This is a genomic window from Cupriavidus sp. CER-90 (assembly GCF_057652055.1).
The window spans coordinates 815,053-840,778 of the sequence record NZ_JBYGYM010000001.1; the positions used below are offsets into that span (position 1 = coordinate 815,053).

General features: G+C 68.4%; 20 protein-coding genes. 12 read left to right on the top strand and 8 right to left on the bottom strand.

The genetic code is table 11. The annotated features are described in order from the left end of the window. Window positions 1–3 precede the first annotated feature (3 nt). Window positions 4–1,923: a hybrid sensor histidine kinase/response regulator gene (locus tag AC24R4_RS03625; protein WP_487522255.1), complete on the bottom strand. Its 1,920-nt coding sequence runs from the start codon at window positions 1,921–1,923 to the stop codon at window positions 4–6. Between the two features lie 123 nt (window positions 1,924–2,046). Beyond that, on the bottom strand, window positions 2,047–2,208 hold the full coding sequence (locus AC24R4_RS03630; RefSeq protein ID WP_153945994.1) for a hypothetical protein: 162 nt from the start codon (window positions 2,206–2,208) through the stop codon (window positions 2,047–2,049). A gap of 258 nt (window positions 2,209–2,466) precedes the next feature. Between AC24R4_RS03630 and AC24R4_RS03635 the strand changes: the two genes are divergently transcribed. The 4 genes from AC24R4_RS03635 to treY all read left to right on the top strand — a co-directional run bounded on the left by AC24R4_RS03635 (window position 2,467) and on the right by treY (window position 11,606). Further along, a complete protein-coding gene (locus AC24R4_RS03635) occupies window positions 2,467–4,977 on the top strand; it encodes a glycogen/starch/alpha-glucan phosphorylase (RefSeq protein WP_400396050.1) in 2,511 nt (836 codons plus the stop codon). 322 nt (window positions 4,978–5,299) lie between these two features. Continuing rightward, window positions 5,300–6,913 (top strand): glycogen synthase GlgA, encoded by a 1,614-nt coding sequence (gene glgA / locus AC24R4_RS03640; RefSeq protein ID WP_487522256.1) that lies wholly within the window; start codon window positions 5,300–5,302, stop codon window positions 6,911–6,913. A 63-nt stretch (window positions 6,914–6,976) separates the two neighbouring features. Beyond that, a complete protein-coding gene (gene treZ, locus AC24R4_RS03645) occupies window positions 6,977–8,926 on the top strand; it encodes a malto-oligosyltrehalose trehalohydrolase (RefSeq protein ID WP_487522973.1) in 1,950 nt (649 codons plus the stop codon). Window positions 8,927–8,933: 7 nt separating this feature from the next. Continuing rightward, entirely contained in the window at window positions 8,934–11,606 is a 2,673-nt protein-coding gene (gene treY, locus AC24R4_RS03650; protein ID WP_487522257.1) for a malto-oligosyltrehalose synthase, read from the top strand. Window positions 11,607–11,615: 9 nt separating this feature from the next. Here treY and surE read toward each other — a convergent pair whose 3' ends face one another. The 4 genes from surE to AC24R4_RS03670 form a co-directional block, all read right to left on the bottom strand. Continuing rightward, entirely contained in the window at window positions 11,616–12,401 is a 786-nt protein-coding gene (surE, locus tag AC24R4_RS03655) for a 5'/3'-nucleotidase SurE (protein ID WP_487522258.1), read from the bottom strand. A gap of 144 nt (window positions 12,402–12,545) precedes the next feature. Further along, window positions 12,546–12,953 (bottom strand): hypothetical protein, encoded by a 408-nt coding sequence (locus AC24R4_RS03660; protein ID WP_487522259.1) that lies wholly within the window; start codon window positions 12,951–12,953, stop codon window positions 12,546–12,548. Between the two features lie 226 nt (window positions 12,954–13,179). Further along, window positions 13,180–14,187 (bottom strand): cytochrome-c peroxidase, encoded by a 1,008-nt coding sequence (locus AC24R4_RS03665; RefSeq protein ID WP_487522260.1) that lies wholly within the window; start codon window positions 14,185–14,187, stop codon window positions 13,180–13,182. A 232-nt stretch (window positions 14,188–14,419) separates the two neighbouring features. After that, window positions 14,420–15,286: a LysR substrate-binding domain-containing protein gene (locus AC24R4_RS03670; RefSeq protein WP_153945989.1), complete on the bottom strand. Its 867-nt coding sequence runs from the start codon at window positions 15,284–15,286 to the stop codon at window positions 14,420–14,422. 125 nt (window positions 15,287–15,411) lie between these two features. On the opposite strand from AC24R4_RS03670, the gene AC24R4_RS03675 reads away from it, so the two are divergent. The 7 genes from AC24R4_RS03675 (at window position 15,412) to AC24R4_RS03705 (ending at window position 24,454) form a co-directional block, all read left to right on the top strand. Then, window positions 15,412–15,999 (top strand): cysteine dioxygenase family protein, encoded by a 588-nt coding sequence (locus AC24R4_RS03675; RefSeq protein ID WP_400394518.1) that lies wholly within the window; start codon window positions 15,412–15,414, stop codon window positions 15,997–15,999. 98 nt (window positions 16,000–16,097) lie between these two features. Beyond that, complete coding sequence (locus tag AC24R4_RS03680) at window positions 16,098–17,711, top strand: rhodanese-like domain-containing protein (RefSeq protein ID WP_400394520.1); 1,614 nt, start codon at window positions 16,098–16,100, stop codon at window positions 17,709–17,711. Window positions 17,712–17,765: 54 nt separating this feature from the next. Further along, a complete protein-coding gene (locus AC24R4_RS03685; RefSeq protein ID WP_400394522.1) occupies window positions 17,766–18,782 on the top strand; it encodes a Bug family tripartite tricarboxylate transporter substrate binding protein in 1,017 nt (338 codons plus the stop codon). 66 nt (window positions 18,783–18,848) lie between these two features. After that, window positions 18,849–20,063, top strand: coding sequence for a cystathionine beta-lyase (gene metC, locus AC24R4_RS03690; protein WP_400394524.1), 1,215 nt, complete (start codon window positions 18,849–18,851; stop codon window positions 20,061–20,063). After that, window positions 20,047–21,078 (top strand): M14 family metallopeptidase, encoded by a 1,032-nt coding sequence (locus AC24R4_RS03695; RefSeq protein WP_400394525.1) that lies wholly within the window; start codon window positions 20,047–20,049, stop codon window positions 21,076–21,078. Before metC ends, AC24R4_RS03695 begins: the two co-directional genes overlap by 17 nt. 204 nt (window positions 21,079–21,282) lie before the next feature. Further along, entirely contained in the window at window positions 21,283–22,203 is a 921-nt protein-coding gene (locus tag AC24R4_RS03700; protein WP_487522261.1) for a Bug family tripartite tricarboxylate transporter substrate binding protein, read from the top strand. A gap of 4 nt (window positions 22,204–22,207) precedes the next feature. Further along, window positions 22,208–24,454 (top strand): molybdopterin-dependent oxidoreductase, encoded by a 2,247-nt coding sequence (locus tag AC24R4_RS03705; RefSeq protein ID WP_400396018.1) that lies wholly within the window; start codon window positions 22,208–22,210, stop codon window positions 24,452–24,454. Window positions 24,455–24,460: 6 nt separating this feature from the next. Here AC24R4_RS03705 and AC24R4_RS03710 read toward each other — a convergent pair whose 3' ends face one another. Then, window positions 24,461–24,823: a HEPN domain-containing protein gene (locus AC24R4_RS03710; RefSeq protein ID WP_487522262.1), complete on the bottom strand. Its 363-nt coding sequence runs from the start codon at window positions 24,821–24,823 to the stop codon at window positions 24,461–24,463. Between the two features lie 14 nt (window positions 24,824–24,837). After that, entirely contained in the window at window positions 24,838–25,176 is a 339-nt protein-coding gene (locus tag AC24R4_RS03715) for a nucleotidyltransferase domain-containing protein (protein ID WP_487522263.1), read from the bottom strand. 204 nt (window positions 25,177–25,380) lie between these two features. Between AC24R4_RS03715 and AC24R4_RS03720 the strand changes: the two genes are divergently transcribed. Beyond that, on the top strand, window positions 25,381–25,713 hold the full coding sequence (locus AC24R4_RS03720; RefSeq protein WP_487522974.1) for a 2TM domain-containing protein: 333 nt from the start codon (window positions 25,381–25,383) through the stop codon (window positions 25,711–25,713). Window positions 25,714–25,726 lie beyond the last annotated feature (13 nt).

Sequence of the window (25,726 nt, forward strand, 5' to 3'; positions counted from 1 at the left end):
GCGTCAGGGCGCGTGCGGGTCCGTCAGCGCGCGGCAGAGCGCCTCCACGGTCAGCGGCTTGACCAGGTGCGCGTCGAAGCCCGCCGCTTCGGTGCGGCGCCGGTCGTCAGGCGAGCTGCGTCCGGTGAGCGCAAACACGCGCGGCCCCAGGCCGCTCTGGCGCAGCGCATCCAGCACCTCGTAGCCGCTCATGTCGGGCATCTCCAGATCCAGCAGCACCACGTCCGGCGCGAAGCTGCGCGCCGCTTCCACCGCGCACATGCCCGTGTAGACCGGCTGGGCATGATGGCCGAGCACGGTCAGCAGTTCGGCCATGCTGTCGGCCGAATCGGCGCTGTCATCGACGATCAGGATGCGCTGGCCCGCACACTGGGCCGTTCCCGGACGCGGCACGCTGGCACCGTCCATCTGTACTTCGGGCAGCATGACGGTGAACGTGCTGCCATGGCCCTCGCCCGCGCTGCTGGCCCGGACGGCACCGCCGTGCGCCTCGATCACGGCCCGTGCCAGGGCCAGCCCGATGCCCAGCCCGGAGCGCGCGGTCTCGTCGCCTTCCTGGGCGAACAGATTGAAGATGCGGTCCAGCGCCTCCGGCGCGATGCCGCGCCCGGTGTCGCTGATCGTGGTCACCACGTTGCCACCGTCCGCGCGCACCCGCACCGTCACCGTGCCGCCGCGCGCCGTGTACTTGGTGGCATTGCTGAGCAGGTTCGACAGCACCTGCTCCAGCCGCGCCGCATCGCCGTTCACGAAGACGGGATCGGCGGGCAGCACCACGTCGAACTTCTGGCTGGCACCCTCCAGCGCGGGGCGCATCGCCTCGATCGCGGTGGCAACCACTTCGTTGTACAGCAGGGGCACCGGCTGCACCTTGAGCTTGCCCGACGTCACGCGTCCCACATCCATCAGGTCGCTGACCAGCCGCGTCAGCAACTGCAGTTGCCGGCCGATGATTTCCGCGCAATGGCGGATGCGGGAGTCGGCCACCGGCGTCAGCCGGATCACATCGACCGCATTGCGGATCGGAGCCAGCGGGTTGCGCAGTTCGTGGGCCAGGATGGCAAGGAACGCCTGTACACGGCGCCCCGCGTTATCCAGATCGGCCAGGCGGGCCGCGTCGGTCACATCGCGGGCGATCCACAGTACGCCCGACACGCCCTGCGCGGCATCGCGCAGCAATACCTGGCGGACATGGCACTGCACCAGCGTGCCGTCATGCCGCTGCAGGCGCTGCTCGCCCGACCATGCACCGCTGCCCCGCACGGCATCGAGCAAGCCCGGGGTGCTGGCCGGCCGTTGGCCGGATGGCACATCGGAAACCGTGTCCGGCGCCATGTCGGCCCGGGGGTGCACCAGCGACAGCGGCTGCCCCACGGCCTCCTGCGCGGTGTACCCGAACAGCGCCTGGGCGCCGGCGTTCCAGCTTCGGATCTGCCCTTCGGGGTCAAGCTCGCAGATGGCACAGTCGTCCATCGTGTCGAGCAGTTGGTGCCAGCGCGCCTCGACCGCACGGGCGTGCTCCTCGGCCGCGTACTGGACCGTGATGTCGCGGTAGACCACGCCAAAGCCGTCGGGTCCGCCATTGCGTCCACCGTCGGGCCCCGGCAGGGCCACGATCACGGTGCTGGCATAGAACACGCTGCCATCGCGGCGCAGGCGCCAGCCCCTGGATTCGGCCCGTCCGGCCGTGCGGGCCGTCGCCAGCAGCTGGTCGGCGCTCGCCGCCCCGTCGTCCGGATCGTCCGGCCTGGCGGGATGAAAGCGCGACAGCGGCGCACCGGCTGCCTCGTCGGCGGTGTACAGCAGCACGCGCCGCGCGGCCTCCGTCCACGCACTGACACGACCATCCGCCGCCAGCGCGAAGATCGCGGTGTCGTCGACCGCATCGAGCGCATTGAGCAATGCGCAACCCGCAAGGGTCATGGGTACGCTCCCTCTTCTCTTGTTGCCGCTGCCCTTCTTGGAGGCAGTCGCCGCATCGAGCGCGCCGGCCAGGCGGGCCGGCACGTCTGCGTTTGTAAAAACTACAAGGGGATGCCGAAAACGCTAGCCGTGTTCGCGCGCCGACCGGCTGACCGACGGCGGCGGCGGATGCTTGTCCGGCAGGTTGCGGGCGGGCTGGTCCCCTTTTTCCTTGTTGTGATCGGGGCTCTGGTCGGGCCGACGGTCCGGCCGGCGCACGGGGTCATGCGGGATGTGGGTAGCCATGGCGCGTCTCGCAGTGGTTCGCAGGATGGGAAGGCTCGTTGCGCTGCAGTTTTCATACCAGCACCGGCACTAATGATTCCCCGGTGCCCCCTGATTTCTTTTGTAGCCTGAAACCAGCACGAAGTCTCGATCCACGTTGATCTGTTCAGGAGTCAAGTGATGACCGATGCATCCCGGCTGCGGCCGGCCCCCGCCGATGCAACCCGCGGCACCCAGAGCACGACCGCCCAGGAGAACCCGGACGACACGCGCACCGCGATGTCCAGCGCCACCATCCGGCGCGCCTTTCTGGACCATGTGTTCTATACCCAGGGCAAGCTGCCCGGCCATGCCAGCGGCAACGATCTCTACCAGGCGCTGGCGCACACGGTGCGCGACCGCCTCGTGCAACGCTGGATCAGCACCGCCGAAACCTACCAGACGCAGCCGTCGCGCACGGTGGCCTACCTGTCGGCCGAATTCCTGATGGGCCCGCATCTGGGCAACAACCTCGTCAACCTGAGCATCGTCGACGAGGTGCGCGCGGCCATGACCACGCTGGACCTGGATCTGGACGACATCCTGTCGCACGAGGAAGAACCGGGGTTGGGCAACGGCGGCCTGGGCCGGCTGGCCGCCTGCTTCATGGATTCGCTGGCCACGCTGGAAATTCCCGCGCTGGGCTACGGCATCCGCTACGAATACGGCATCTTCCACCAGAACATCATCGACGGACAACAGGTGGAAACCACCGACACCTGGCTGCGCCATGGCAATCCGTGGGAAATCCAGCGATCCGAATGGGCGGTGCAGGTGCGGCTGGGCGGTCACACCGAGCACTACACCGACGACCGGGGCCGCTACCGCGTACGCTGGGTGCCCGAAAAGACCGTGGTGGGCGTGCCGTTCGATTCGCCGATCCTGGGCTACCGGGTCAACACCGTGAACACGCTGCGCCTGTGGCGCGCCGAAGCCACCGAGGCGTTCGACTTCCACACCTTCAACCGGGGCGACTACCTGGGCGCGGTCAGCAAGAAGGTGACCTCGGAAAACCTGACCAAGGTGCTGTACCCCAACGACGAAACCCAGCAGGGCAAGGAACTGCGGCTGGAGCAGCAGTACTTCTTCGTGGCGTGCTCGCTGCAGGACATGCTGCGCCTGCTGGCCTCGCACGGCATTCCGGTGTCCCGCTTCCACGAGAAGTTTGCCGTGCAGCTCAACGACACCCACCCCGCCGTGGGCATCGCCGAGCTGATGCGGCTGCTGGTGGACGATCACGGCCTGACCTGGGACGATGCCTGGTACATCACCCGCAACGCGTTTGCCTACACCAACCACACGCTGCTGCCCGAGGCCCTGGAACAGTGGCCGCTGGAACTGTTCCGGCGCGTGCTGCCGCGCCACCTGGAAATCATCTACGAGATCAACGCGCGCTTCCTGGACGAGGTGCGCATCCGCTTCTATGGCGACGAATCGCGGCTGGCGCGGCTGTCGCTGGTAAACGAGCAGGGCGGGCGCTACGTGCGCATGGCCGGGCTGGCCTGCGTGGGCAGCCACGCCATCAACGGCGTGGCCGACCTGCACTCGCGCCTGATGCGCGAGGACGTGCTGCAGGACTTTTACGCGATGTGGCCGGAGAAATTCACGAGCATCACCAACGGCGTCACACCCCGGCGCTGGCTGGCGCTGTCCAACCCGCGGCTGACCCGGCTGGTCAGCGATGCCATCGGCGATGGCTGGATCAAGGATCTGGACCAGCTGCAGGCGCTGGAGCCGTACGCCGGCGACGCCGGTTTCCGGGCCCAGTGGCAGGCCGTGCGCCGCGACAACAAGCGCGACCTGGCGCAGCTGATCCGCGACACCACCGGCGTGACGGTAGACCCGGCGTCGATGTTCGATGTGATGGTCAAGCGCATCCACGAATACAAGCGCCAGCACCTGGCCGTGCTGCACATCATCGCGCTGTATCACCAGATCAAGTCCGATCCCCACGCCGAGATCCCGCCGCGCACCTTCCTGTTTGCGGGCAAGGCCGCGCCGGGCTACCACTATGCCAAGCTGATGATCCGCTTTGTCACGTCGGTGGCGGAGGTGGTCAACCGCGATCCGCAGGTGCGCGACCGGCTCAAGGTGGTCTTCCTGCCAAATTTCAACGTGACCTACGGCCAGAAGATCTACCCCGCGGCGGACCTGTCCGAACAGATCTCGCTGGCCGGCAAGGAGGCGTCGGGCACCGGCAACATGAAGTTCGCTATGAACGGGGCCATCACCATCGGCACCATGGACGGGGCCAATATCGAACTGCGCGACGCCATCGGCGCGGACAACTTCTTCCCGTTCGGGCTCAACGCGTCCGAAGTCTATGCGCTGCGGGCGGCCGGCTATCATCCGTCCACGTATTACGAATCGAGCCCCGAACTGCGTGCCGTGGTGGACCTGATCCAGCACGGGTTCTTTTCCAAGGGCGACGCGGCCGTGTTCCGCCCGCTGTTCGACGGGCTGCTGCAGCACGACCCGTACATGCTGATGGCCGACTTCGCGTCGTACCTGCAGTGCCAGCGCGATGTTTCCGCCGCTTATGCGGACCCGGCGCGCTGGCAGCGCATGTCGGTACTGTCCACGGCGCGCTCGGGCCGGTTCTCGTCGGACCGGGCCATCCGCGAGTATTGCGCGCGCGTCTGGCATGTCGACCCAGTGCCCGTGTGCCTGCTCCGGCGGTCGAGCGGCCAGGTGCAGGGGCAGCGCCGCGCCGGCGACGCCATCGCCGGCTTCAGCGAACGCTGCCAATAGTCGCGCGGCGTCACAGGCGGCAGCCAACGCGGTAGCGCTGCCGCCACATGCCACCCGGGCCGATCCACCGATTGCAGATTGGTGGATGTCTGGCCCGCTTGCTGCACTTTCTACAAAAGTGGCGGCACCTTATACATCGGCGTTGCTCCGCGCCCGTCCCGCAAGTCCAGCCGCCTCAGGCGTCACGCGGCACGCCAGCCCGCGCCGGGGCTGGCACAAAGTTCGCATTGCTGTTCCCCTGCGTCCTGCGGCCCCTGTGTGCGGCGCCGCACGGAGCATCCACCCCATCCCAGCAGAACGGCAAACCAGCGGGAGTCTTTCCTTGAACGCGAACACCCTGTTTGTGGCGGCAGAAGCCCAGCCCCTGGCCAAGACTGGCGGGCTGGCCGACGTGGTAGGCGGACTTGCCCGTGCGCTGCTGCAGCGCGGCGCCGATGTCACGATCCTGATGCCCGGTTACCCGCGCGCCATTGCGGCGGCGCGCGACGTGCGCAGTCTCGGCGCGATCCGCCTGCCGATGGCGCTGCCGCCGGGACACAGCCCTGCGCGCCTGCTGCAAGGCCAGATGCCGGATAGCGGCGTGCGCGTGGTGTTCCTCGACTGCCCGTCGCTCTACGACCGGCCGGGATCGCTGTACGTTGACGCCACCGGCCGCGACTTCTGCGACAACGCCCAGCGATTTGCCGCGCTGGCGCATGCCGCCACGGCCATCGCGGCGGGCGAGACGCCGCTGCCGGTGCCGAGCCTGGTCCATGCGCACGACTGGCACGCGGCGCTGACGCCGCTGCTGATGCATGCGCGCGGCCTGCACACGCCCACCGTCTGCACGATTCACAACCTGGCCTTCCAGGGCGTGTTTCCCATGGCCGCGGCCGGGCCGCTGGGCCTGCCCCCGGAATCGCTGACACCCGATGGCATCGAGTTCTGGGGCAAGATCAATTTCCTGAAAGCCGGCATCCGTTATGCCGATCGCATCACCACGGTCAGCCATACCTATGCGCGCGAAATCCTGACGCCCCACTTCGGCCATGGGCTGGACGGCCTGCTGGCGCATCGCGCGGCCGTGCTGGGCGCCATTCCGAACGGTGTCGATACCGACACCTGGTCACCCCGTACCGACCGCCTGCTGCCGCAGTGCTACGACGCGCGCAACCTGGCAGGCAAGCGCGCCTGCAAGGCCGCCCTGCAGCAGCGCCACGGGCTGCCGGTGGAGGCCGACCGGCCGTTGATCGCCATGGGCAGCCGCCTGACACACCAGAAGATGGCCGATGTCGCGCTCGACGCGATCGCCCTGGCACTGGCCACACACACCGACGCGCAGTTCGTGATCCTGGGCTGCGGCGATCCCAGGCTAGAAGCCGCATTTTGCGCACTGGCCCAGCGCCATCCGCAGCGCGTGGGCGTGGCCATCGGCTATCGCGAGGAAGATGCGCATCTGCTGCACGCAGGCGCCGACATGCTGTTGCACGGCAGCCGCTTCGAGCCCTTCGGCCTGACGCCGGTCTATGCCATGCGCTATGGCACCGTACCGATCGTGTCGCGCGTGGGTGGCCTGGCCGACACCGTGCGCGACGTGGGCGACGGCACCGCACCGGCCGCCCGCGCGAACGGCATTGTTTTCGACGGCGAATCCGTAGAGGCGATGTGCGCAGCCATGACCCGTGGACTAGGATGGTATGGTCGCCAGCGCCACTGGCGCAGCCTGCAGCGTACCGGCATGCAAACCGACTTCGGCTGGGAAGGCCCCGCGCGCCAGTACCTCGCCATGTATGGCGCGCTGGCCCCGGCGCTGGCTCACGTGCCGGTCGTGGACGTGGAAGCCGTGGCAGCAGCGCCGACGGTACAGCCGGCGCGCGGTGGTCGCCGTCCGGTGGCAGTGCCCGACGCACCGGCGCTGTCGCCGTCCGACGCCGGGGCGGCCGCGACGCCCGCCTGAACCGCGTCCGGCGTGTCCCCTAACTGGATGTGCGATGTGCCTGCACGAAGGTAGCCTCAGATGATGACTGCTACGCCATCCCCGCCGCCCCGTGACGGCGCGCCGGTCCGCCGGAACTGGCAAACCCTGGGCGCCGATGCCAGGCTGCTGCCCTGCGGCGACGAAGCCGCCGAGGGCTACTGGTTCGGCCCGGTGCGCCTGGCAGACGGCCGCGTGCGCTTCCGGCTGTGGGCGCCAGACGCTGCCGCGCAGGGCCATGCGATACGGCTCGAAGTCGCTGGCATGGCCCCCGTGGTGATGACGGAAGGCAAACGCGGCTGGTTCGAAGCGGTGGTGCCGTGCTGCCACGGCGTGCGTTACTGGTTCCGGCTCGACGACGGCACCATCGTGCCCGACCCGGCTTCGCGCCTGCAGGCCGATGACGTGCATGGCCCCAGCGTGCTGTGCCTGCCGGAGGCCGGCGCGGCCTACGCCTGGCAGCATACGGAATGGCGCGGACGCCCGTGGCATGAAGCGGTGATCTACGAGCTTCACGTGGGCCTGTGCGGCGGCTACACCGGCGTGATGTCCGAACTGCACCGCCTGGCGGCGCTGGGCTTCACCGCCATCGAACTGATGCCGCTGTCGGAGTTTCCCGGCGCCCGCAACTGGGGCTACGACGGCGTGCTGCCGTTTGCTCCCGAGCACAGCTATGGTTCGCGCGACGCACTGCGCGCGCTGATCGACGCCGCCCATGGGCTGGGCATGATGGTGCTGCTCGACGTCGTCTACAACCACTTCGGGCCCGAGGGCAACTACCTGCACCAGTACGCCAGCCCCTTTTTCCGCACCGACCGGCAAACCCCGTGGGGGCCGGCCATCGACTTCCGCCGCGCGGAGGTTCGCCGCTTCTTCGGCGAAAACGCGCGCTACTGGCTGGAATCGTTCCGCTTCGACGGACTGCGGCTCGACGCCGTGCATGCCATCGAGGATAAGGGCTGGCTGCCCCAGCTGGCGCAGGAACTGCGCGCATGCCTGCCGGACCGGCACGTGCATCTGGTGCTGGAGAACGATCACAACGACGTGGCGCTGATCCAGGCCGGCTACGACGCACAGTGGAACGACGACGCCCATCACGCGCTGCACGTGCTGCTGACGGGCGAGCATGACGGGTACTACCGCGAGTATCAGTCGGCACTGCCCGGCGCCACGGCGGCAAAAGACATCGGCACGCCCGCGCTGCATCACCTGGCACGGGTGCTGGGCGAAGGTTTCGCGTGGCAGGGCGAAGTGTCGCCCCACCGCAGCGGCGACGAGAATGGCCCGCTGCAGGGCCGCGAGGTCCGGCGCGGGCAGCCCAGCGCCGGGCTGCCTCCCACGGCCTTCGTGATGTTCCTGCAGAACCACGACCAGACCGGCAATCGTGCGTTCGGCGAACGCCTGACCACGCTGGCGGACCCCGACGCCCTGCGCGCGGCGGTGGCGCTGCAACTGCTCTGCCCGCAGATTCCGCTGGTGTTCATGGGCGAGGAGCATGGCGCGCGCACGCCCTTCCTCTACTTCACCGACCATCCGCCGGAACTGGCCCAGGCGGTGCGCGACGGCAGGCGGCGCGAATTCGCCGCCTCGTCGGCCTTCCGCGACGACGCCCATGCCGCGCGCATCCCCGACCCGAACGCGCCGGAGACGTTCGATGCCTCGCGTCCGGTCTGCGACGATACCGACGGCGATTGCCGCGCGTGGAACCACTACTACGGCGAACTGCTGTCGATCCGCCGCAACGAGATCGTGCCGAGGCTGCGCCATTGCCAGCCGATTGGCGTCACGCCACTGGCCGACCGCGCGCTGGTGGCGCGCTGGCGCCTGGGCGACGGCAGCCAGCTGTCAATCTGGCTCAACCTTGGCGCCGAGCCCGTGGAAGCCGACTGCGCCGGCGGCCGGATGCTGCATGCCAGCCAGGCTGGCGCCATTGCATCGCTCAACGCCGGCATCCTGACCGAACGCTGCTGCGTCACCTGCCTGCATCCCGCCTGACACCGCCATGACCACACCCGCCGACGTGCATCACGCCGACCTCGATCATGCCGGCGTGCCCCGCGCCACGGCGCGGCTGCAACTGCATGCCGGCTTCACCTTTGCCGATGCCGCTACGCTGGTCCCCTATTACGCCGGGCTCGGCATCAGCCATCTGTATCTGTCCCCGATCACCGAAGCGCGGCCGGGCTCCACGCACGGCTATGACGTCACCGACTGCACGCGGATCAGCACGGCGCTGGGCGGTGAAGACGGCTTTGTGGCGCTGGCCAGCCAGGCGCGCGAAGCCGGCCTGGGCATCGTGCTGGACATCGTGCCCAACCACATGGCCGCCGACGCCACGCACAACGCATGGTGGCGCGATGTGCTGGCGCAGGGCGAACGCAGCCCGTTTGCCCACGACTTCGATATCGACTGGCAATCACCCGACCCCGCCCTGCGTGGCAAGGTGCTGCTGCCGGTGCTGGGCGACCCGTACTGGCAGACGCTGGAGTCGGGCGCGCTGACCGTCGAACGCGGCAGCGATGGCCGGCCGACGCTGCGCTACGGCGACCACGACCTGCCGCTGTCGATGCCGGATGGGTCAGCCTTGCCCACCGACGCACAGGCACTGCACGCGCTGCTGGAACGCCAGCCCTACCGGCTGGCGTGGTGGCGCACCGGGGCCGCCATGCTGAACTGGCGCCGCTTCTTCGAGATCACGGAACTGGTAGGCGTGCGCCAGGAGTGCGAGGACGTGTTCGAGGCCACGCACGCGCTGCCGTTCCGTCTCTACCGCGAGGGCTGGATCGACGGGTTGCGCATCGATCATGTGGATGGCCTGGCCGACCCGGCCGGCTACTGCCGCCGCGTACGCGCGCGCCTGGACGCCCTGCGGCCCGGCCGGCCTGCCGCGCTGGCGCGCGCGCATCCCTGGCTGGTCGTCGAGAAGATCCTGGGCGAGCGCGAACCGCTGCCGCGCGACTGGCAGGTGGATGGCACCACCGGCTACGACTTCATGGACGAGGTGGGCGCGGTGCTCCACGACCTGCACGGCGTGGCCCCGCTGAACATGCTCTGGCTGCAGATCAGCGGCGACGACCGCACGTTTGCCGAACAGGTGCATGCCGGGCGGCATCGCGTGCTGGCCCGCCATCTTGTCACGGAGGTCGCGTCGCTCTGCGCGCGGCTGCTTGCGCGGGCCCGCAGCGACGTCGCCACGCGCGACCTGTCGCCGCACGCGCTGCAGCATGCGCTGTCGGCATTCATGACGGCCATCCCGGTGTACCGCAGCTACTACGTGTCCGGCGACGATGACCGGGACCGTTCGTTCGACGACGACATCGTGTCGGCCGCAGCCGACGCCGCGCGCCGCCACCTGGCGCCGGACGAATCGGCCGCGCTCGACTTCATCGTGGCCGCCTTGCGCGCCGACGCCCCGCTCGACGCCGCCGCCGGGCAGCTTCGCACCAAACTCCAGCAACTGATGCCGGCGCTGGCCGCCAAATCCACCGAGGACACCGCGTTCTACCGCTATGGGCGGCTGCTGTCCCGCAACGAGGTGGGCAGCGATCCGGGCACGCTGGCCATTGCAGCCGAACGCTTTCACCAGCGGATGCAGGTGCGCGCCGACACATGGCCGCACGCCATGCTGGCCGTATCCACCCATGACCATAAGCGCGGCGAGGATGCGCGGATGCGGCTGGCCGTGCTGAGCGAGTTGCCCGAGGCCTGGGCGGAAGCCGTGGCCGGCTGGGAGACGCATCTGGCGCCGCTGCTGGCGGCATCGCCCAGAGGCCCCGACGGTATCGACCGCCTGATGCTGTACCAGACGCTGGTGGGCGCATGGCCCGCCGATCCGGGCGCGCTGGCGTCCGAAGACGGCCAGCGCGCCTTCGTCGACCGCATCCTGGCCTGGCAACGCAAGGCCATTCGGGAGGCCAAGCGTCACGGCAGCTGGACCCATCCCGACAGCGAATACGAGAACGCGTGCGAGGCGTTTCTACCCGCCATGGCCATCGGCGGGCCGGACAGTGTGCTGGAGAGCATCGGCGCCTTCGCGGCGCGCATCGGCACGGCTGCGGCGCTGAACAGCCTGGCGCAGACGCTGTTGCAACTGACCGCGCCCGGCGTGCCGGACCGCTACCAGGGCAATGAAACCTGGGACTTCAGCCTCGTCGATCCCGACAACCGGCGCGCACCCGATTACGCGCGCCTGCAGGCGCAACTGGAATGCCGGGCGGGCTGGCCGCACTGGCTTGCGCACTGGCGCGACGGCCGCATCAAGCAGCAACTGATCCGCAGCGTGCTGGCCTTTCGGCGCGACAACCCCGCGCTGTTCGACCGGGGCAGCTACCGTGCGGTGTCCGCGAGCGGCGATCTGGCCGGGTCCGTGCTGGCGTTCGCGCGCCAGTGCGGCAACGTGGAAGCGGTGGTGGCCGTGACCCGGCTCGCCGCGCGCCATGTGGACCCGGCCGTGCCGCGTATCCCACCGCATTGCTGGCACGATACGGGCCTGCATACGGGCGATGGCGGCGGCGCGGGCGGTAACGGCGTCGGTAGCGGCGTCGGTAGCGGCATCAATAGCGGCGACGGCTGGACCGACATCCTGACCGGCCATGCCGTGACATCCCACGCGGGATGGCTGCGCGCCAAGGATGTATTTGCCACGCTACCCGTGGCGCTGCTGGTGCGACGCTGACGCCAGGTACTAACCGAGGGCGGCAGCCAGTTGCGTGGCCAGTTGGGCGGCCGCGTCGTCATCGGTGCGCTCGAAGCGCAGCGGCGTGACCGACACCGCGCCCCGCCCCACGACCATCGCTTCGGCATCCTCCACATCGGGCCGCGGGCCACGCGAGAACTGGAGCCAGTGGTACGGAATGCCGCGCGGGTCCACATGCGCGCGCACGTCGATGGCCTTGACCAGCCCCATGCCCTGGCGCGACACCTCCAGCGGGCCGGCTTGCTCCGCTTCGACATCGGGAAAATTCACGTTCAGGCACGCCCCGTCCGTCCACCCTGCCGCCAGCAGGCGGCGGATCACATCCGGCGCCAGCGCGCGCGACGTCTGCCATTTCACCGCATCGCGATCGGTGAACACCTGGCTCAGCGCGATGGAACGGATGCCGAGCAGCATGCCGGTCATGGCGGCGCCCACCGTGCCGGAGAATACTGTTTCCAGCCCCAGGTTGCCGCCCCGGTTGATGCCGGACAGCACCAGATCGGGCGGCGCGTCGCGCATGAGATGGCGCGCCGCCATCACCACGCAGTCACCCGGCGTGCCGCTGATGCCGAAGCGGCGTGGGCCATGTCCGGTCACGCGCAGCGGCGCGTGCAGGCTGATCGAGTGCGACGTGCCGCTCTGGTCGTGATCCGGGGCGACGATCCACACCTCACGGGCCAGCGTGGCCGCCACCTGCTCCAGCACGGCAAGGCCGGGCGCCTCGATGCCATCGTCATTGGTCAGCAGCACGCGATCGACTACGAAATCAGACATGGGGACACTCTTTGGAGGACGAATGAACGGCCCCTACTGTATCGCAACCATGCCCGGTCCCGTGGCTGCGCGATGGCCCGGGATGCCTCGTTGCACCCAAAAAAAACGCCCACATCGCCGGATGCGGGCATCGCCGTCGCAGCCTTAGTGCAGGCGGTGCGCGTCGCTGTCGAGTGCCCGCTCTGCCGCGTCGCCGGTCGCGCCGCGATAGTAGAGATGGACGCCGATGGCCAGCGAATCGTGACGGATTTCATGCAGGGCACGCCACGCCTGCACAGGATCCTTGAAGACCAGATAGTGCGCCTCGCGTTCCACCAGCGTGGCCACCTCGTGCAGCCCGTGGTTGCGCAGGGCGCCGACCAGGTGATCGAGACTGCGATGCGTGCGGGCGTCCGTACGCGGATAGAGCATGTGCAGCACGGCTACCGGCGAAGCCGACGGCTGCGCGGTGAACGCGGCAACGATGTCCTGATGATGGATGGCCGTGACGGCAGCGTCATTGGCCTGCGTGCGGAAGGACTGAAGTCCTGCGTCGAGGGTCGTGTTGTTCATCTCAGCACCTCCTGGTCAAAATCTGAACGACAGTGGTGCAAAGATAGGGGATATTTGACGCGCCGCAATACGCGTTTCTCGCAACAGTGAATTCCAGCTATTCCGCCGAACGGAACGCGCGGCAGGTTGTCCATGGATCGCATGTCTTTCCAGCAGCTTTCCATGGGCTTTCAATTGGCTTTCGCCGCTGCCCCGCACCCGGGGTGCGGCGGCAGCGGCTGACCCGTTATTCGAACGGACGCGGCTTCGGCGTCTTGTCGTTCGAAGGCGGCAGGATGGGCAGCATCAGGCGCGGCTGATCGCCCGTCAGCGTATGCAGGAAGGCCACGATATCGGCGTTTTCCTCCGCCGTGAACTTGCGGCCGAGTTGCAGACGCCCCATCACGTCCACCGCCTCGGTCAGCGTCGCCGCCTCGCCGTCGTGGAAGTACGGATAGGTCAACGCCACGTTGCGCAGCGTGGGCACCTTGAAGCTGAAGCGGTCGGCGTCCTTCCCTGTCACGCCGGCCCGGCCTTCGGACGGGTTCTTCGTCTTGTACGGCTCGATCAGGCCCATCTTCTGGAACGACCCGCCGCCAAGGTTCGGACCGTTGTGGCAGGCCACGCAGCCGGACGACTTGAACAGCTGGTAGCCGCGCAGTTCCTGCGCGTCGATGGCCGTCTTGTTGCCTTTCAGCCATTTGTCGAAGCGGGCATTCGGCGTGACCAGCGTCTCTTCGAACGCGGCGATGGTCAGCGTGATCTCGTTCATCGTCAGCTTGCCGGATGGGAACACCTTGCGGAATTCGGCCCGGTATTCGGGAATGGATTTCACGGTATCGACGGCCAGGTCATGCGTAAAGGCCATCTCGATCGGGTTGGCAATCGGCCCGTGCGCCTGCTCCTGCAGGTCCTTGGCGCGGCCGTCCCAGAACTGCACGAAGTTCAGGCTCGAATTGAGGACGGTGGGCGAATTGAGCAGCCCCTTGTTCCATTTGTCGCCAATCGACGTCTTCAGGTTGTCCGAGCCGCCCATGCTGAGGTTGTGGCACGAATTGCACGAGATGAAGCCCGAGCGCGACAGGCGCGGATCGAACCAGAGCTTTGCGCCCAGGGCCACGCGGGCCGGGTCCTTGATCTTTGCGGGTTCGATGGGCTGTACGGGTTCGGCCGGCTGCGATGTGGCGGACGCCACGCCGGCGGCGACGGATGCCGTGATCCACAGCAGTACTGGTAGGAATTGTCTGAGCTTCATGGGAGGACTCCGAATTTCTTTGGACCGCTCCGGCATCACCGATGCATTGGAACGGGCTCTCGGATTAGGCTCCCATGGCCTGTGGCTTACCCTGACGGGCGTCAATGCCGCCCTGAAAGCCGACGGAAAGGTGCCCTCGCATATCCATACACGATCTTCTTCGTTGGCGCAGTGTTGCGCGCGCCCTACGATCTCGTCTTTGCCCTTTGGGAATTCGCGGCAGCGGCCGGCGTCAGGCGCTGGCCAGGCCGCGCTGCAAGGCCGTTTTGAGCATCGAGAAGACATGTCGCGCCACAGGATTGACCGCATTGGGACGCGCCCACAGGTAGTACGTGACATCGGGCAGCCGTGGCAGGCCATCGCTTTCGCCCAGGATGCGCATGTCGGCCTGCAGCAGGTCGATGCTGCGCGCCGTGATGCCCAGGCCGGCGCGCAATGCCGCCTTGATGCCGATCAGGCTCGGGGCCAGATAGGCGATGCGCCACGGCACGCCGGCCTGCGTCAGCGATTCCAGCGACAGCTTGCGGAACAGGCTTGGCTCGTCGGCAAGGATCAGCGGCACCGCCGTGCCCCGCTCATAGACAAAATCGGCCGCGCAGACCCAGATGGTGGGCGTGGTACGCAGCACGATGCCTTCGAGCGCGCTGTCCTCGCGCGTGGAAACGGTCAGGTCGATTTCACCGCGCCGCAGCGACTCCATCAGGAAGGGGCTGCGGCCGACATGGATCTCCAGCCGCAGGGCCGGCGACGACCGCGCAATATGCGACAGCAGCACCGGCAGGATGGTATCGGCCACATCGTGCGGCGCACCAATGCGCAGCGAGCCCGTCAAATCGCCCTCGCGCAATACGCGCAGCGCCTCGTCGTTGGTGCTCAGCAGTTGCCGCGCGTACTCCAGCAGCTTCTTGCCGTGCCGCGTGAACTGCTTGCTGCGGCCCTGCCGCTCGAACAGCGGCAGGTCGAGCTGCTCTTCCAGCCGCTGCATCTGCTGGGTCACCGCCGACTGGGTACGCTGGACGGCCTCGGCGGCCGCCCCGAACGTATCGTGATCGGCAATGGCTACCAGCGTGCGCAGCAGGTCGAGGTCAAGGTTTCGCATTCATTAGCAGCGCTAATGGATTTTCGTCGCGCATTAAGTGGTTTTCAGAACAGGTGTTCATTACAGTGAAACACGAAGCACCGTTCTACCCCCGAAAAACAGAGATTGCAAGGATTGATCGCACCATGTCCCTCGCAGCACAGCGCCAGTCCGCCGTTGGCGACACCATCGAATCCATTAGAAACATTGTAGACAAGGGCGGCGTGACCCGCGCCAGCCTGGCTGAAGTGCTGCCCCTGGTGGAAGACCTGGCCGCCCGCACCGAACTGTGGAATGAAGCCGACTATCCGCCGCCCGAGGCCAACGAGCGTCAGGCCCGCTACCTGATTGCCGAAGACCCGGACCAGACCTACGCGCTGTACCTGAACGTCATGCGGCCCGGCAAGCGTATTCCGCCGCACAACCACACCACCTGGGCCTGCGTGGCCGGCGTGAGCGGCGTGGAGGTCAACGACGTCTACGTGCGCACCGACGACGGCAGCCAGGCCGGCGTGGGCACGCTGGAACATTCGCACACCGTGGAAGTGGGCCCGCGCAACGGCATCGCCCTGCTGCCCGACGACATCCATTCGGTGGAAATCCGGGGCGATGCCGTCATCCGGCACCTGCACATGTACGGGCGCGCGCTGGAAACGCTGACCGAACGGCTGACGTTCGACCTCGAGACCGGACGCTGCCAGATCATGAACATGGGCGTCCAGACCCGCCGCTAAGCCACACCTGACCGGGGCCGCCGCGCCCCGCCAACTCCTGAATCGAAGCCGACTCCTCGCTCCCGCAGCGAGGACGGCCCCCTTTTTCCCAAAAATTCATGACCCAGCCCACCTACACCGCCGTCGATGCCGTCACCCTGAAGGGCTGGCTGCACGATGCCGACGAAATCGCGCTGTTCGACGTCCGCGAGCACGGCCAGTATGGCGAGGGCCATCCTTTCTATGCCGTGCCGATGCCCTACAGCCGGCTGGAGCTCGATGTCGGCCGGCTGGCCCCGCGCACCGATGCCCGCATCGTGCTGGCCGACGACGGCGATGGCGTGGCGCAGGCCGCCGCCGCGGCGCTGGCATCGCTCGGCTATACGAACCTGTTCGTGCTCGACGGCGGCATGCCGGCCTGGCGCGCCGCCGGCTATACGCTGTTCGCGGGCGTCAATGTTCCGTCGAAGACCTTCGGCGAACTGGCCGAGCACCATTACCACACGCCGCGCGTGACCGCGCAGGAACTGGCCGCGATGCAGGCCGGCCCCCAGGCGCCGGTCGTGCTCGACGGACGCCCCGCCAGCGAATTCCGCAAGATGAACATTCCGGGCGCGATCTGCTGCCCCAACGGCGAGCTGGCCTATCGCCTGCGCGACCTGGTGCCCGACAGCACCACCCCGATCGTCATCAACTGCGCGGGCCGCACGCGCAGCATCATCGGCGCCCAGTCGCTGATCAACTTCGGCGTTGCCAATCCTGTCTACGCGCTCGAAAACGGCACGCAGGGCTGGTACCTGAACGATTTCCCGCTCGAACACGGCGGCACCGCGCGTTATCCGGACAATGGCCTGCCGCGGGACATCGACGCCGCCCGCCGCGCCGCCCAGGCGCTGACGCAACGCTTCGACGTGCCCCACATCGACGCCGCCCAGGCCCGGGCATGGCTGGCTGACACGACGCGCACCACGTTCCTGTGCGACGTGCGCACCGCCGAGGAATTCGCCACCCAGACGCTGCCCGGCGCACAGCACACGCCCGGCGGCCAGTTGATCCAGGCCACCGACCAGTACGTCGGCATCCGCCGCGCCCGGCTGGTGCTGTTCGATGCCGAAGGCGTGCGCGCCCCGGTGGTGGCCAGCTGGCTGCGCCAGATGGGCCATGACGCCGTGGTGCTCGAAGGCGGCCTGCAGGCCGGTCAGGCCGCCGGCGTACGCGCCCCCCAGGGCCCGACCCATGAAGTGACCGCACTGCCGGCCATATCCGCCGCGCAGCTGGCAGCGGGCCTGGCCGACCAGTCGATGCTGGCGCTGGACCTGCGCGGCAGCATGGCCTACCGCGCCGGACATGTCGCCGGGGCGCGCTGGTCCATCCGGTCCCGCCTGGCGCAGGACCTGCGCGGCGTGCCGCACGACACCACGCTGGTGCTGATCGGCGATGCCGATGGCGACGATCCCGCCGAGCTGGCCGTGGCCGATCTGCGCGCGCTGGGCTTCCGCGATCTGCGCCGGCTGCAGGGCGGCTTTGCGGCCTGGCGCGATGCCGGCCATGCGGTGCGCCAGGGCGCCGACACGCTGCCCGATGCGCGCTGCATCGACTACCTGTTTTTCGTACACGACCGCCACGACGGCAACAAGGCCGCCGCGCGCCAGTACCTGGCCTGGGAAACGGGCCTGATCGCCCAGCTCGACGCGCAGGAACTGGCCACGTTCCGCTTCCCGCCCGCCGGCTGATTGCCACCCGCGCCATTCCACTTTCCACCTGCCATAGAAGAACGAGGTCGCCCCATGTCCCGTCCGATGTCATCCCGCCTGTCGTCACGTCTTGCGCAGTACCTGGTTGCCGTATGCACCGTCACGCTGTCCGCCGCCGCCACGGCGCAGCAGCCCATGGCACCCGTCAACGGATTTCCGTCGCAGCCGCTGCGGATCGTCTCGCCGTTCCCGGCCGGCGGCGGCAACGATGCCGTGACCCGCGTGGTGGCCACGCGGCTGTCGCAGGTGCTGGGCCAGAGCGCCGTGACCGACAACCGGGGCGGCGCGGGCGGCAACATCGGCACGCGCTACGTGGCCGAGGCCAAGCCCGACGGCTATACGGTGCTGACCTCGCAGGTGTCGATCATGGCCGTCAACCCGACGCTGTACCGCGCGCCTGGCTTCGATCCGGTCAAGCAGTTCATCCCGGTCACGCAGATCAACGCGGCGCCGCTGGCCATCGTGGTATCGGCCAACGCCCCGTGGAAGACTTTCGAGGAACTGGCCGCGCAGGCCAAGGCGCAGCCGAACCGGATCACGTTCGCCACGCCCGGCAACGGCACGCTGTCGCACCTGGTGGGCGTGGTGCTCGACAAGGACAGCCAGGTTTCGCTCCAGCATGTGCCCTACAAGGGCGCGGGTCCGGCCATCAACGACCTGCTTGGCGGGCAGGTGGACGTGCTGATCACGTCCACGTCGTCGGTGTCCAGTTTCATCCAGACCGGCCGCATGCGTGCGCTGGCCGTCACCAGCCCGCGCCGTCTCGGGGTATTCACCAAGGTGCCGACCCTTGAAGAGCTGGGCTATCGCAATGCACGCTTCGAGGACTGGTACGGCTTCTTCGTACCGGCCGGCACGTCGCCGGAACGCGTTGCGCTGCTGAACCGCGCCATCGTGCAGGTGCTGCAAATGCCCGAGGTGGTGAAGACCATCAACGAAGGCGGCAGCGACGTGGTGGCCAACAGCTCCGAGGCATTTGCCGCGCAGATGAAGCAGGACATTGCCCGCTGGTCGCAGATCGTCAAGCTGTCCGGCGCGCACGTGGACTGATCGACCGGTGCAGGCACGCGCCTTGCGACCCTCTCACACAACATGCGCCAACCCACAGGCCAGCCAATGACGAAAGCGATCCCCACCCGCCTTGCCCATGCCGGACGCACCGCGGCCGTGCCCGGCGGACAGCCGGTCAATCCGCCCGTGGTGCGCGCCAGCACCGTGCTGTTCGAGTCCGTCGCGCAGCAGCGCGAGATGCGCGCCCGGCGCGACACCGAGCGGCTGTTCACCTACGGCGCGCGCGGCAACCCCACCAACTTCGCGCTCGAAGACATGGTGACCACGCTGGAAGATGGCTATCGCACGCGACTGTTTCCGTCGGGCCTGGCCGCCGCCGCGATGACGATCCTGGCCTACGTGCGCCCCGGCCAGCACGTGCTGCTGCCCGATTGCGTCTACGAGCCGGTGCGCAACCTGGCCAACGGCTTCCTGCGCCAGCACGGCATCGCGGCCGACTTCTATGCCGCCAACGGCGCCGATCTGGACGCGAAGCTGCGCCCCGACACGCGGCTGGTCTATGTCGAGGCGCCCGGTTCGCTGGCCTATGAGATGTGCGACCTGCCCGCGCTGGCGGCCCGCGCCCATGCGCACGGTGCGCTGGTGGCGGCGGACAATACCTGGGGCTCGGGCCTGCTGTACCGCCCCTTGACGCTTGGCGCCGACATCTCGCTGATGGCCGCCACCAAGTACCTGGGCGGCCATTCCGACGTGATGATGGGCACGGTGTGCACCACCGAGGCCGCGTGGCAGCCGCTGGCGACCATGGCCGATGCCTTCGGCATGACCGTGAGCCCCGACGACGCCTACCTGGTGCAGCGCGGCATCCGTTCGCTCGGTGCGCGCCTGGCCCAGCACCAGACCAGCGCGCTGGCCGTGGCGCAGTGGCTGCTCGACCGCCCCGAGGTGGCCGAGGTCTTCTGCCCCGCGCTGCCGCACGATCCCAATCACGCGCTGTGGCAGCGCGACTGCCACGGCACCAACGGCCTGCTGTCGTTCACGTTGCGCTCGCAGGCGCCGGTGGCGCCCGAACGCTTCGTCGACAGTCTGCAGCTGTTCGGCATCGGCGCCTCGTGGGGCGGCTTCGAAAGCCTGGCCGTGCTGGCCGACATGCGCCGCGCGCGCAGCGTCACGGACTGGTCGCAGCACGGCACCGTGATCCGGCTGCATATCGGCCTGGAAGCCGTCACCGACCTGCTGGCGGACCTGGATCAGGCATTCGCCGCCATCGCTCATCTCGACTCGACAGAAAAGGACACTTCCCATGCCCATCATCGGTGACTGGCTGCGCCAGCAATCCGGCCCTGCCCGCACCAGCGGGCAGCTGCCCGTTGGCTCGATGGCCTCCGGCATGTCCGTCACGCTGCCCTACGTGGCCGTACGTGGCGCACGGCCGGGGCGCACGCTCTGGCTGCATGGACAGGTGCATGGCGACGAGATCAACGGCATGGTGGCGGCCCTGCGTTTCGCGCGCAGCCTGGACCCCGCGGCCATGCGCGGCAACGTGGTGGTCACGCCCACCGGCAATCCGCAGGCGCTGGACGCGCGGCGCAAGCGCAATCCCTATGACGAGCTGGACCTGGACCAGACCTATCCGGGCAGCGCCGGCGGCCTGGTCTCCGAGCGGCTGGCCCATGCGCTGATGAGCGAGGTGCGCGGCGTGGCCGACGTGCTCATCAACCTGCATACGATGAATCCGCTGTTCGACGCCCGCCCCTACACGGTCTACAAGGTCCACCCGGGCAGCAGCGTGACCGAGGCCGAAGTGCTGGCCGCCATGGCGCCATTTCATCCCCACGTGGCCTGCCAGCAGGACGTGGGCGGCAAGGGCGAATTGCCCGGCAACATCGCCGGCGCGCTCGACTACCAGTGCCTGGCCGCCGGGGTCTGCGCGTTCATGCTCGAGCTGGGCAGCGGCAGCCGTTTCGAGGCCGACAACATCGCCGTGGCCGAGACCGGCTTCCACACGCTGGCCGTGCAGATGGGCATTCTCGACGGCCCGCCGGCCAGGCCCGCCGCCACCACGCTGCGGCGCGTGACACGGCGCGGCTGGATTACCGCCGATGACGGCGGCCTGTTCATCCCGGCGGCACGGGCCGGAGACAAGCTCGGCGAAGGCGCATCGATTGGCGACACGCTCAAGCTCGACGCCTCGCTCACGCCCGTCAAGCCGCTCGCGCGCGACGGCGTGCTGATCGGCCTGCGCAGCGACCCCGTGGTCCACACCGGCGAGCGCCTGGCGTTCGTGGCGTGGGAATGGGACACGGTATCGATCCAGCCTTTTCGTACGGCATGACAACGGCCTGCCCTCTCCCCCGCCCCTCTCCCCCGCCCCTCTCCCGTGAACGGGAGAGGGGAGAAAACCAAGGGCCATTCGCATGCGCTGGTTCGCTCCCCGGGGGAGAGGGCGGGCGCCGCAACGCCTCACCAAGCCTTGAAGCAAGACCATCGGAGCCTCACCATGTTTGCCCGCCGCGCCCTCGTTCTCAGCCTTGCCCTCATGACACCCCTGGCCCATGCGGCCTGGCCCGATCCGTCCAAGCCGATCCGCGTGGTGGTTGGCTTTCCGCCCGGCGGCGGTGCCGACGCGCTGGCGCGCGCCATTGCCCCGGCGCTGTCGGACCAACTCAAGGCCAACGTCATCATCGACAACCGGCCCGGCGCGGGCGGCCTGATTGCCACCGACATGGTCGCCAAGGCCGCGCCCGACGGCTACACGCTCTACATCGCCACGCCGGGATCGTTCACGATCTGGCCGAACCTGCGCAAGCTGGCCTACGACCCGCAGAAGGACTTCGCGCCGGTCAGCGTGCTGGTGACCATGCCCAACGTGCTGGTGACCGGCGCCGACACGCCGTACAAGGACGTGCAGGGCCTGCTGGCGGCCGTGAAGCGCGCGGACGGCAAGTTCTCGTACGCATCGGGCGGCAATGGCACGATCGGCCAGATCGCTGCCGAGCAGTTCAAGATGCTGGCCGGCGTGCAGATGCAGCATGTGCCGTACAAGGGCACCACCCCGGCGCTGACCGACGTGATGGGCGGCGTGGTGCCGATCACGTTCTCCGATCCGTCGGCCAAGCCGCTGATCGCGTCGGGCAAGCTGCGCGTGCTGGCGGTAACCACCGCCAAACGCTCGCCGCAGTTCCCCGGCGTGCCAACCGTGGCCGAAGCCGGCGTGCCCGGCTACGAGGTCACCAACTGGTACGGGCTGGTGGCGCCGGCCGGCACCCCGCCCGATGTCATCACGCAGCTGAACAAGGCGCTGGTCAAGGTCATGGCCGACCCCGAGATCCGCCACCGCCTGGCCATATCGGGCATGGATGCCACCTCGGACACGCCGCAGCAGTTCGCGAAGCTGCTCGACAGCGAGCGCGCCAAGTGGGGCGACCTGATCCGCAAGGCCGGCATCCAGGGGGATTGAACCCGTGACAGTCCGCCGCTACCCGCAACTGGCGCATTGGGGGGCCTTCACGGCCGTCGTCGAGAATGGCAGGCTGGTCCGCTGCGAACCGTTCGCCGCCGATCCCAACCCGTCGCCCCTGCTCGATGCCATCGTGCCGATGGTCTACTCGCCCACGCGCATCCGTACGCCGATGGTGCGGCGCGGCTGGCTGGCGCAGCGCGAGGCCAGCGACGGCCATGCGCGCGGACGCGACGATTTCGTCGAGGTGTCGTGGGATGTCGCGCTCGACCTGGTGGCGGGCGAGATCCGGCGCGTACGCGAGCAACATGGCCCTGCCGGCGTATTCGGCGGCTCGTACGGCTGGTCGTCGGCCGGGCGGCTGCATCACGCGCGCTCGCTGATCCGCCGTTTTCATTTCACGGGCGGCGGCTGCGTCGACCAGGTGGGCAACTACAGCTGGGGCACCGCGCAATTCCTGCTGCCCCACGTCATCGGCACCGACCGGCCGCTGACGGGCCGCGTCACGGCCTGGCCCAGCCTGATCGCCCATACCGAGGTCTTCGTGGCCTTCGGCGGGCTGGCGCTGAAGAACGGCCAGGTGTCGTCGGGCGGCGCCGCCGAGCATACGCAGGCGTCCTGGCTGCGCAAGCTGGCGGCCAGCGGCGCCACGGTCATCAATATCAGTCCCACGCGCGACGATTGCCCCGATTTCCTGGGCGCTGAATGGATTCCGATCCGGCCGAATACCGATGTCGCGCTGATGCTGGCGCTGGCTTACGAACTGCGCCGCACGGGCGCGCACGACGCGGCATTCCTGCAGTCGCATTGCAGCGGCTGGGCCGAACTCGAATCCTATTTGCTGGGCCACGCCGACGGCGAGCCGAAGACGCCCGCGTGGGCGGCCGCCATCACCGGCATTCCGGCCGCGCGCATCGCCCAACTGGCCGCCCAGCTGGCCGGCAAGCGCAGCTACCTCACCTGCAGCTTCGCCGTCCAGCGCCAGCATCGCGGCGAGCAGCCGTACTGGATGGCCATTGCGCTGGCGGCCATGCTGGGCCAGATCGGTCTGCCCGGCGGCGGTTTCGGCTTCGGGCACGGATCGATGAATGGCGTGGGCAACCCGCGCGTGGCCACGCCGGGCCCGGAAATGCCGGTCGGCCGCAACCCGGCCAACCTCGACATCCCCTGCGCACGGCTGTCGGACATGCTGCTGAATCCGGGCACCGCCTACCGCTTCCAGGGCGAGACGCGCCACTATCCCGATGTGAAGCTGGTGCACTGGGCCGGCGGGAACCCGTTCCATCACCACCAGCAGCTGGGGCGGCTGCGCCAGGCGTGGGCGCGCCCGCAGACCGTGATCGTGCAGGACATCTGCTGGACGGCCACCGCACGCCATGCCGATATCGTGCTGCCGGTGACCACCGCGCTGGAACGCAACGATATCGGCGGCTCGTCGCGCGACCGCTATGTGCTGGCCATGCACCAGGCCATCACGCCACTGCATCAGGCGCGCAGCGATCTCGACATCTTTACCGACCTGTCCGACCGCCTCGGCTATCGCGCGGCCTTTACCGAGGACCGCGACGAACGCGGCTGGATCGCGGCGATCTACGCCCGCTGCCGCGACGCCCAGGCCAGCGCCGGCATCGAACTGCCGCCGTTCGATCAGTTCTGGCGCAGCGGGCACGTGGCCCTGCCCGCGCCCACCGACGACTTCGTGCTGTTCGACGATTTCCGGCAAGACCCGCTGGCGCATCCGCTGCGCACGCCAAGCGGACGCATCGAGCTTGCCAGCCCGACACTGGGCGCCATGTCCGAAGACTGCGGCAGCCATCCGAACTGGCAGCCGCCTGTCGAATGGCTGGGCGCCGCCGAAGCGCGGCGCCACCCGCTGCACCTGGTTTCCGTGCAGCCGGCCGACCGGCTCCATAGCCAGCTCGATGCCGCCCCACTGGCCCAGGCGGGCAAGGTGGCCGGCGCCGAACGGATCACGCTGCACCCGGCCGATGCCGCCGCGCGCGGCCTGCACCCCGGCATGCGGGTGCGCGTGCACAACGCCCGCGGCGCCATTGCCGCCGGGCTGGCGGTGAGCGACGGCGTGGCCCCCGGCGTGGCAATGATCGCCACGGGCGCCTGGTACGACCCCGATGCCGACGGCGTGGACCGCGCCGGCGCCGCCAATACGCTGACGCTCGACATCGGCACATCGGACCTGACCCAGGGACCGAACGCGATGAGTTGCCTGGTGGAGGTGTCGCGGGAGGGGTAGGTTCGGTTAGCCGCCCGCGGGGATGCGGTGGCCAAGGTAAGCATGGATCGCCGCCACGAACGATCCGGCCTGTTCGATCATTTGACGGGCGTCTTCGGGCTCCACAGGCTCGCCTTCATAGTCGGCGACATAGCGGCGCGTTTCCGCCTGCTTGAGCAAGCGGCCCATTTCCCGGGAGATAGGGCCGTTCTTGACGAGTTGATCGCTGAAGGCGTTCAGGACACCCTTGTGGGTCTTGCCGATCTCGGCCCCTGCGGCAATCAGCGCGGCATCGAACATGGCGTAGTAGCCGCGGTTGCACGCGCCATCGGGATCCCCCGCCTCGAGCAGAAGCCGGGCCGACGCCAGCGCCTGGTCCGCCTTGGCCATCAGGTCTGCAGCCTTCACAACCGCACCCCTTCTCTTGCAATATTCCGAAGCAGAGCCGGATTGGCGAATCGCTCGGGATGATCCCACTGGTCGAGCCAGATGGGCAGCGGAGAAATGTTGATGCCAGTGTCGAGTAGTACGTCGTACGCGACGTCGGCCATGGCCAGCGTTGTGGGGAGCGCACGCTGATGCTCCCCGTTCAGCAGGATCGCGACGTCCGCGTCGCTGTCGGGACGGAAGGTGCCCCGGGCCCTGCTGCCAAAGACGATGGCGCCCGCCACGTCGAAACGCGGTGCGAGTACGGCCAGAAACTGACGAACGGCACTTTCAGTGTTAGGGTCAAGGCGATTCATATGTCACCTGCGAGGCGATTCGTGTCAATCATAGCGCGTCTGGGTGAATCCGAAGTCAGTTGCCGGCCGCCATTGGCGCCATGGTTCCGTAGCTGACGCCGCAAACCCGTCGATTCAGCCCCTGCCCCTGGCAAGTGCCTTCGCCGTGGCTTATACCTGTCACATCGCAACGACATTCACGACGAGGACCGAGCCATGCGCCATATGCATCCCCCCTTTCCGAACGCCAGCGCCGATGACGACCAGGCGTGGGCCTACTGGCGTGCCCGCCGCATGGTGCGGGCGCTGCGCGGCTGGTATATCCATCTGCTGATCTACGTGGTGGTGAACAGCTGGCTGTGGCTGCGCTTTTTCTACTTTCCGACACCGTCCTGGTCGCACTACGCCACCTCGGGCTGGCCGTGGCCGCTGACGACCACGCTGGCCTGGGGGCTGGGGCTGGGCGTGCATGGCATCCTGGTCTGGACGCGCCTGTCGCGCTGGGGCCGCGACTGGGAAACCCGCAAGATCCAGGAATTCATGAACCGGCAGCAGTGACCGGCCGGCCCCG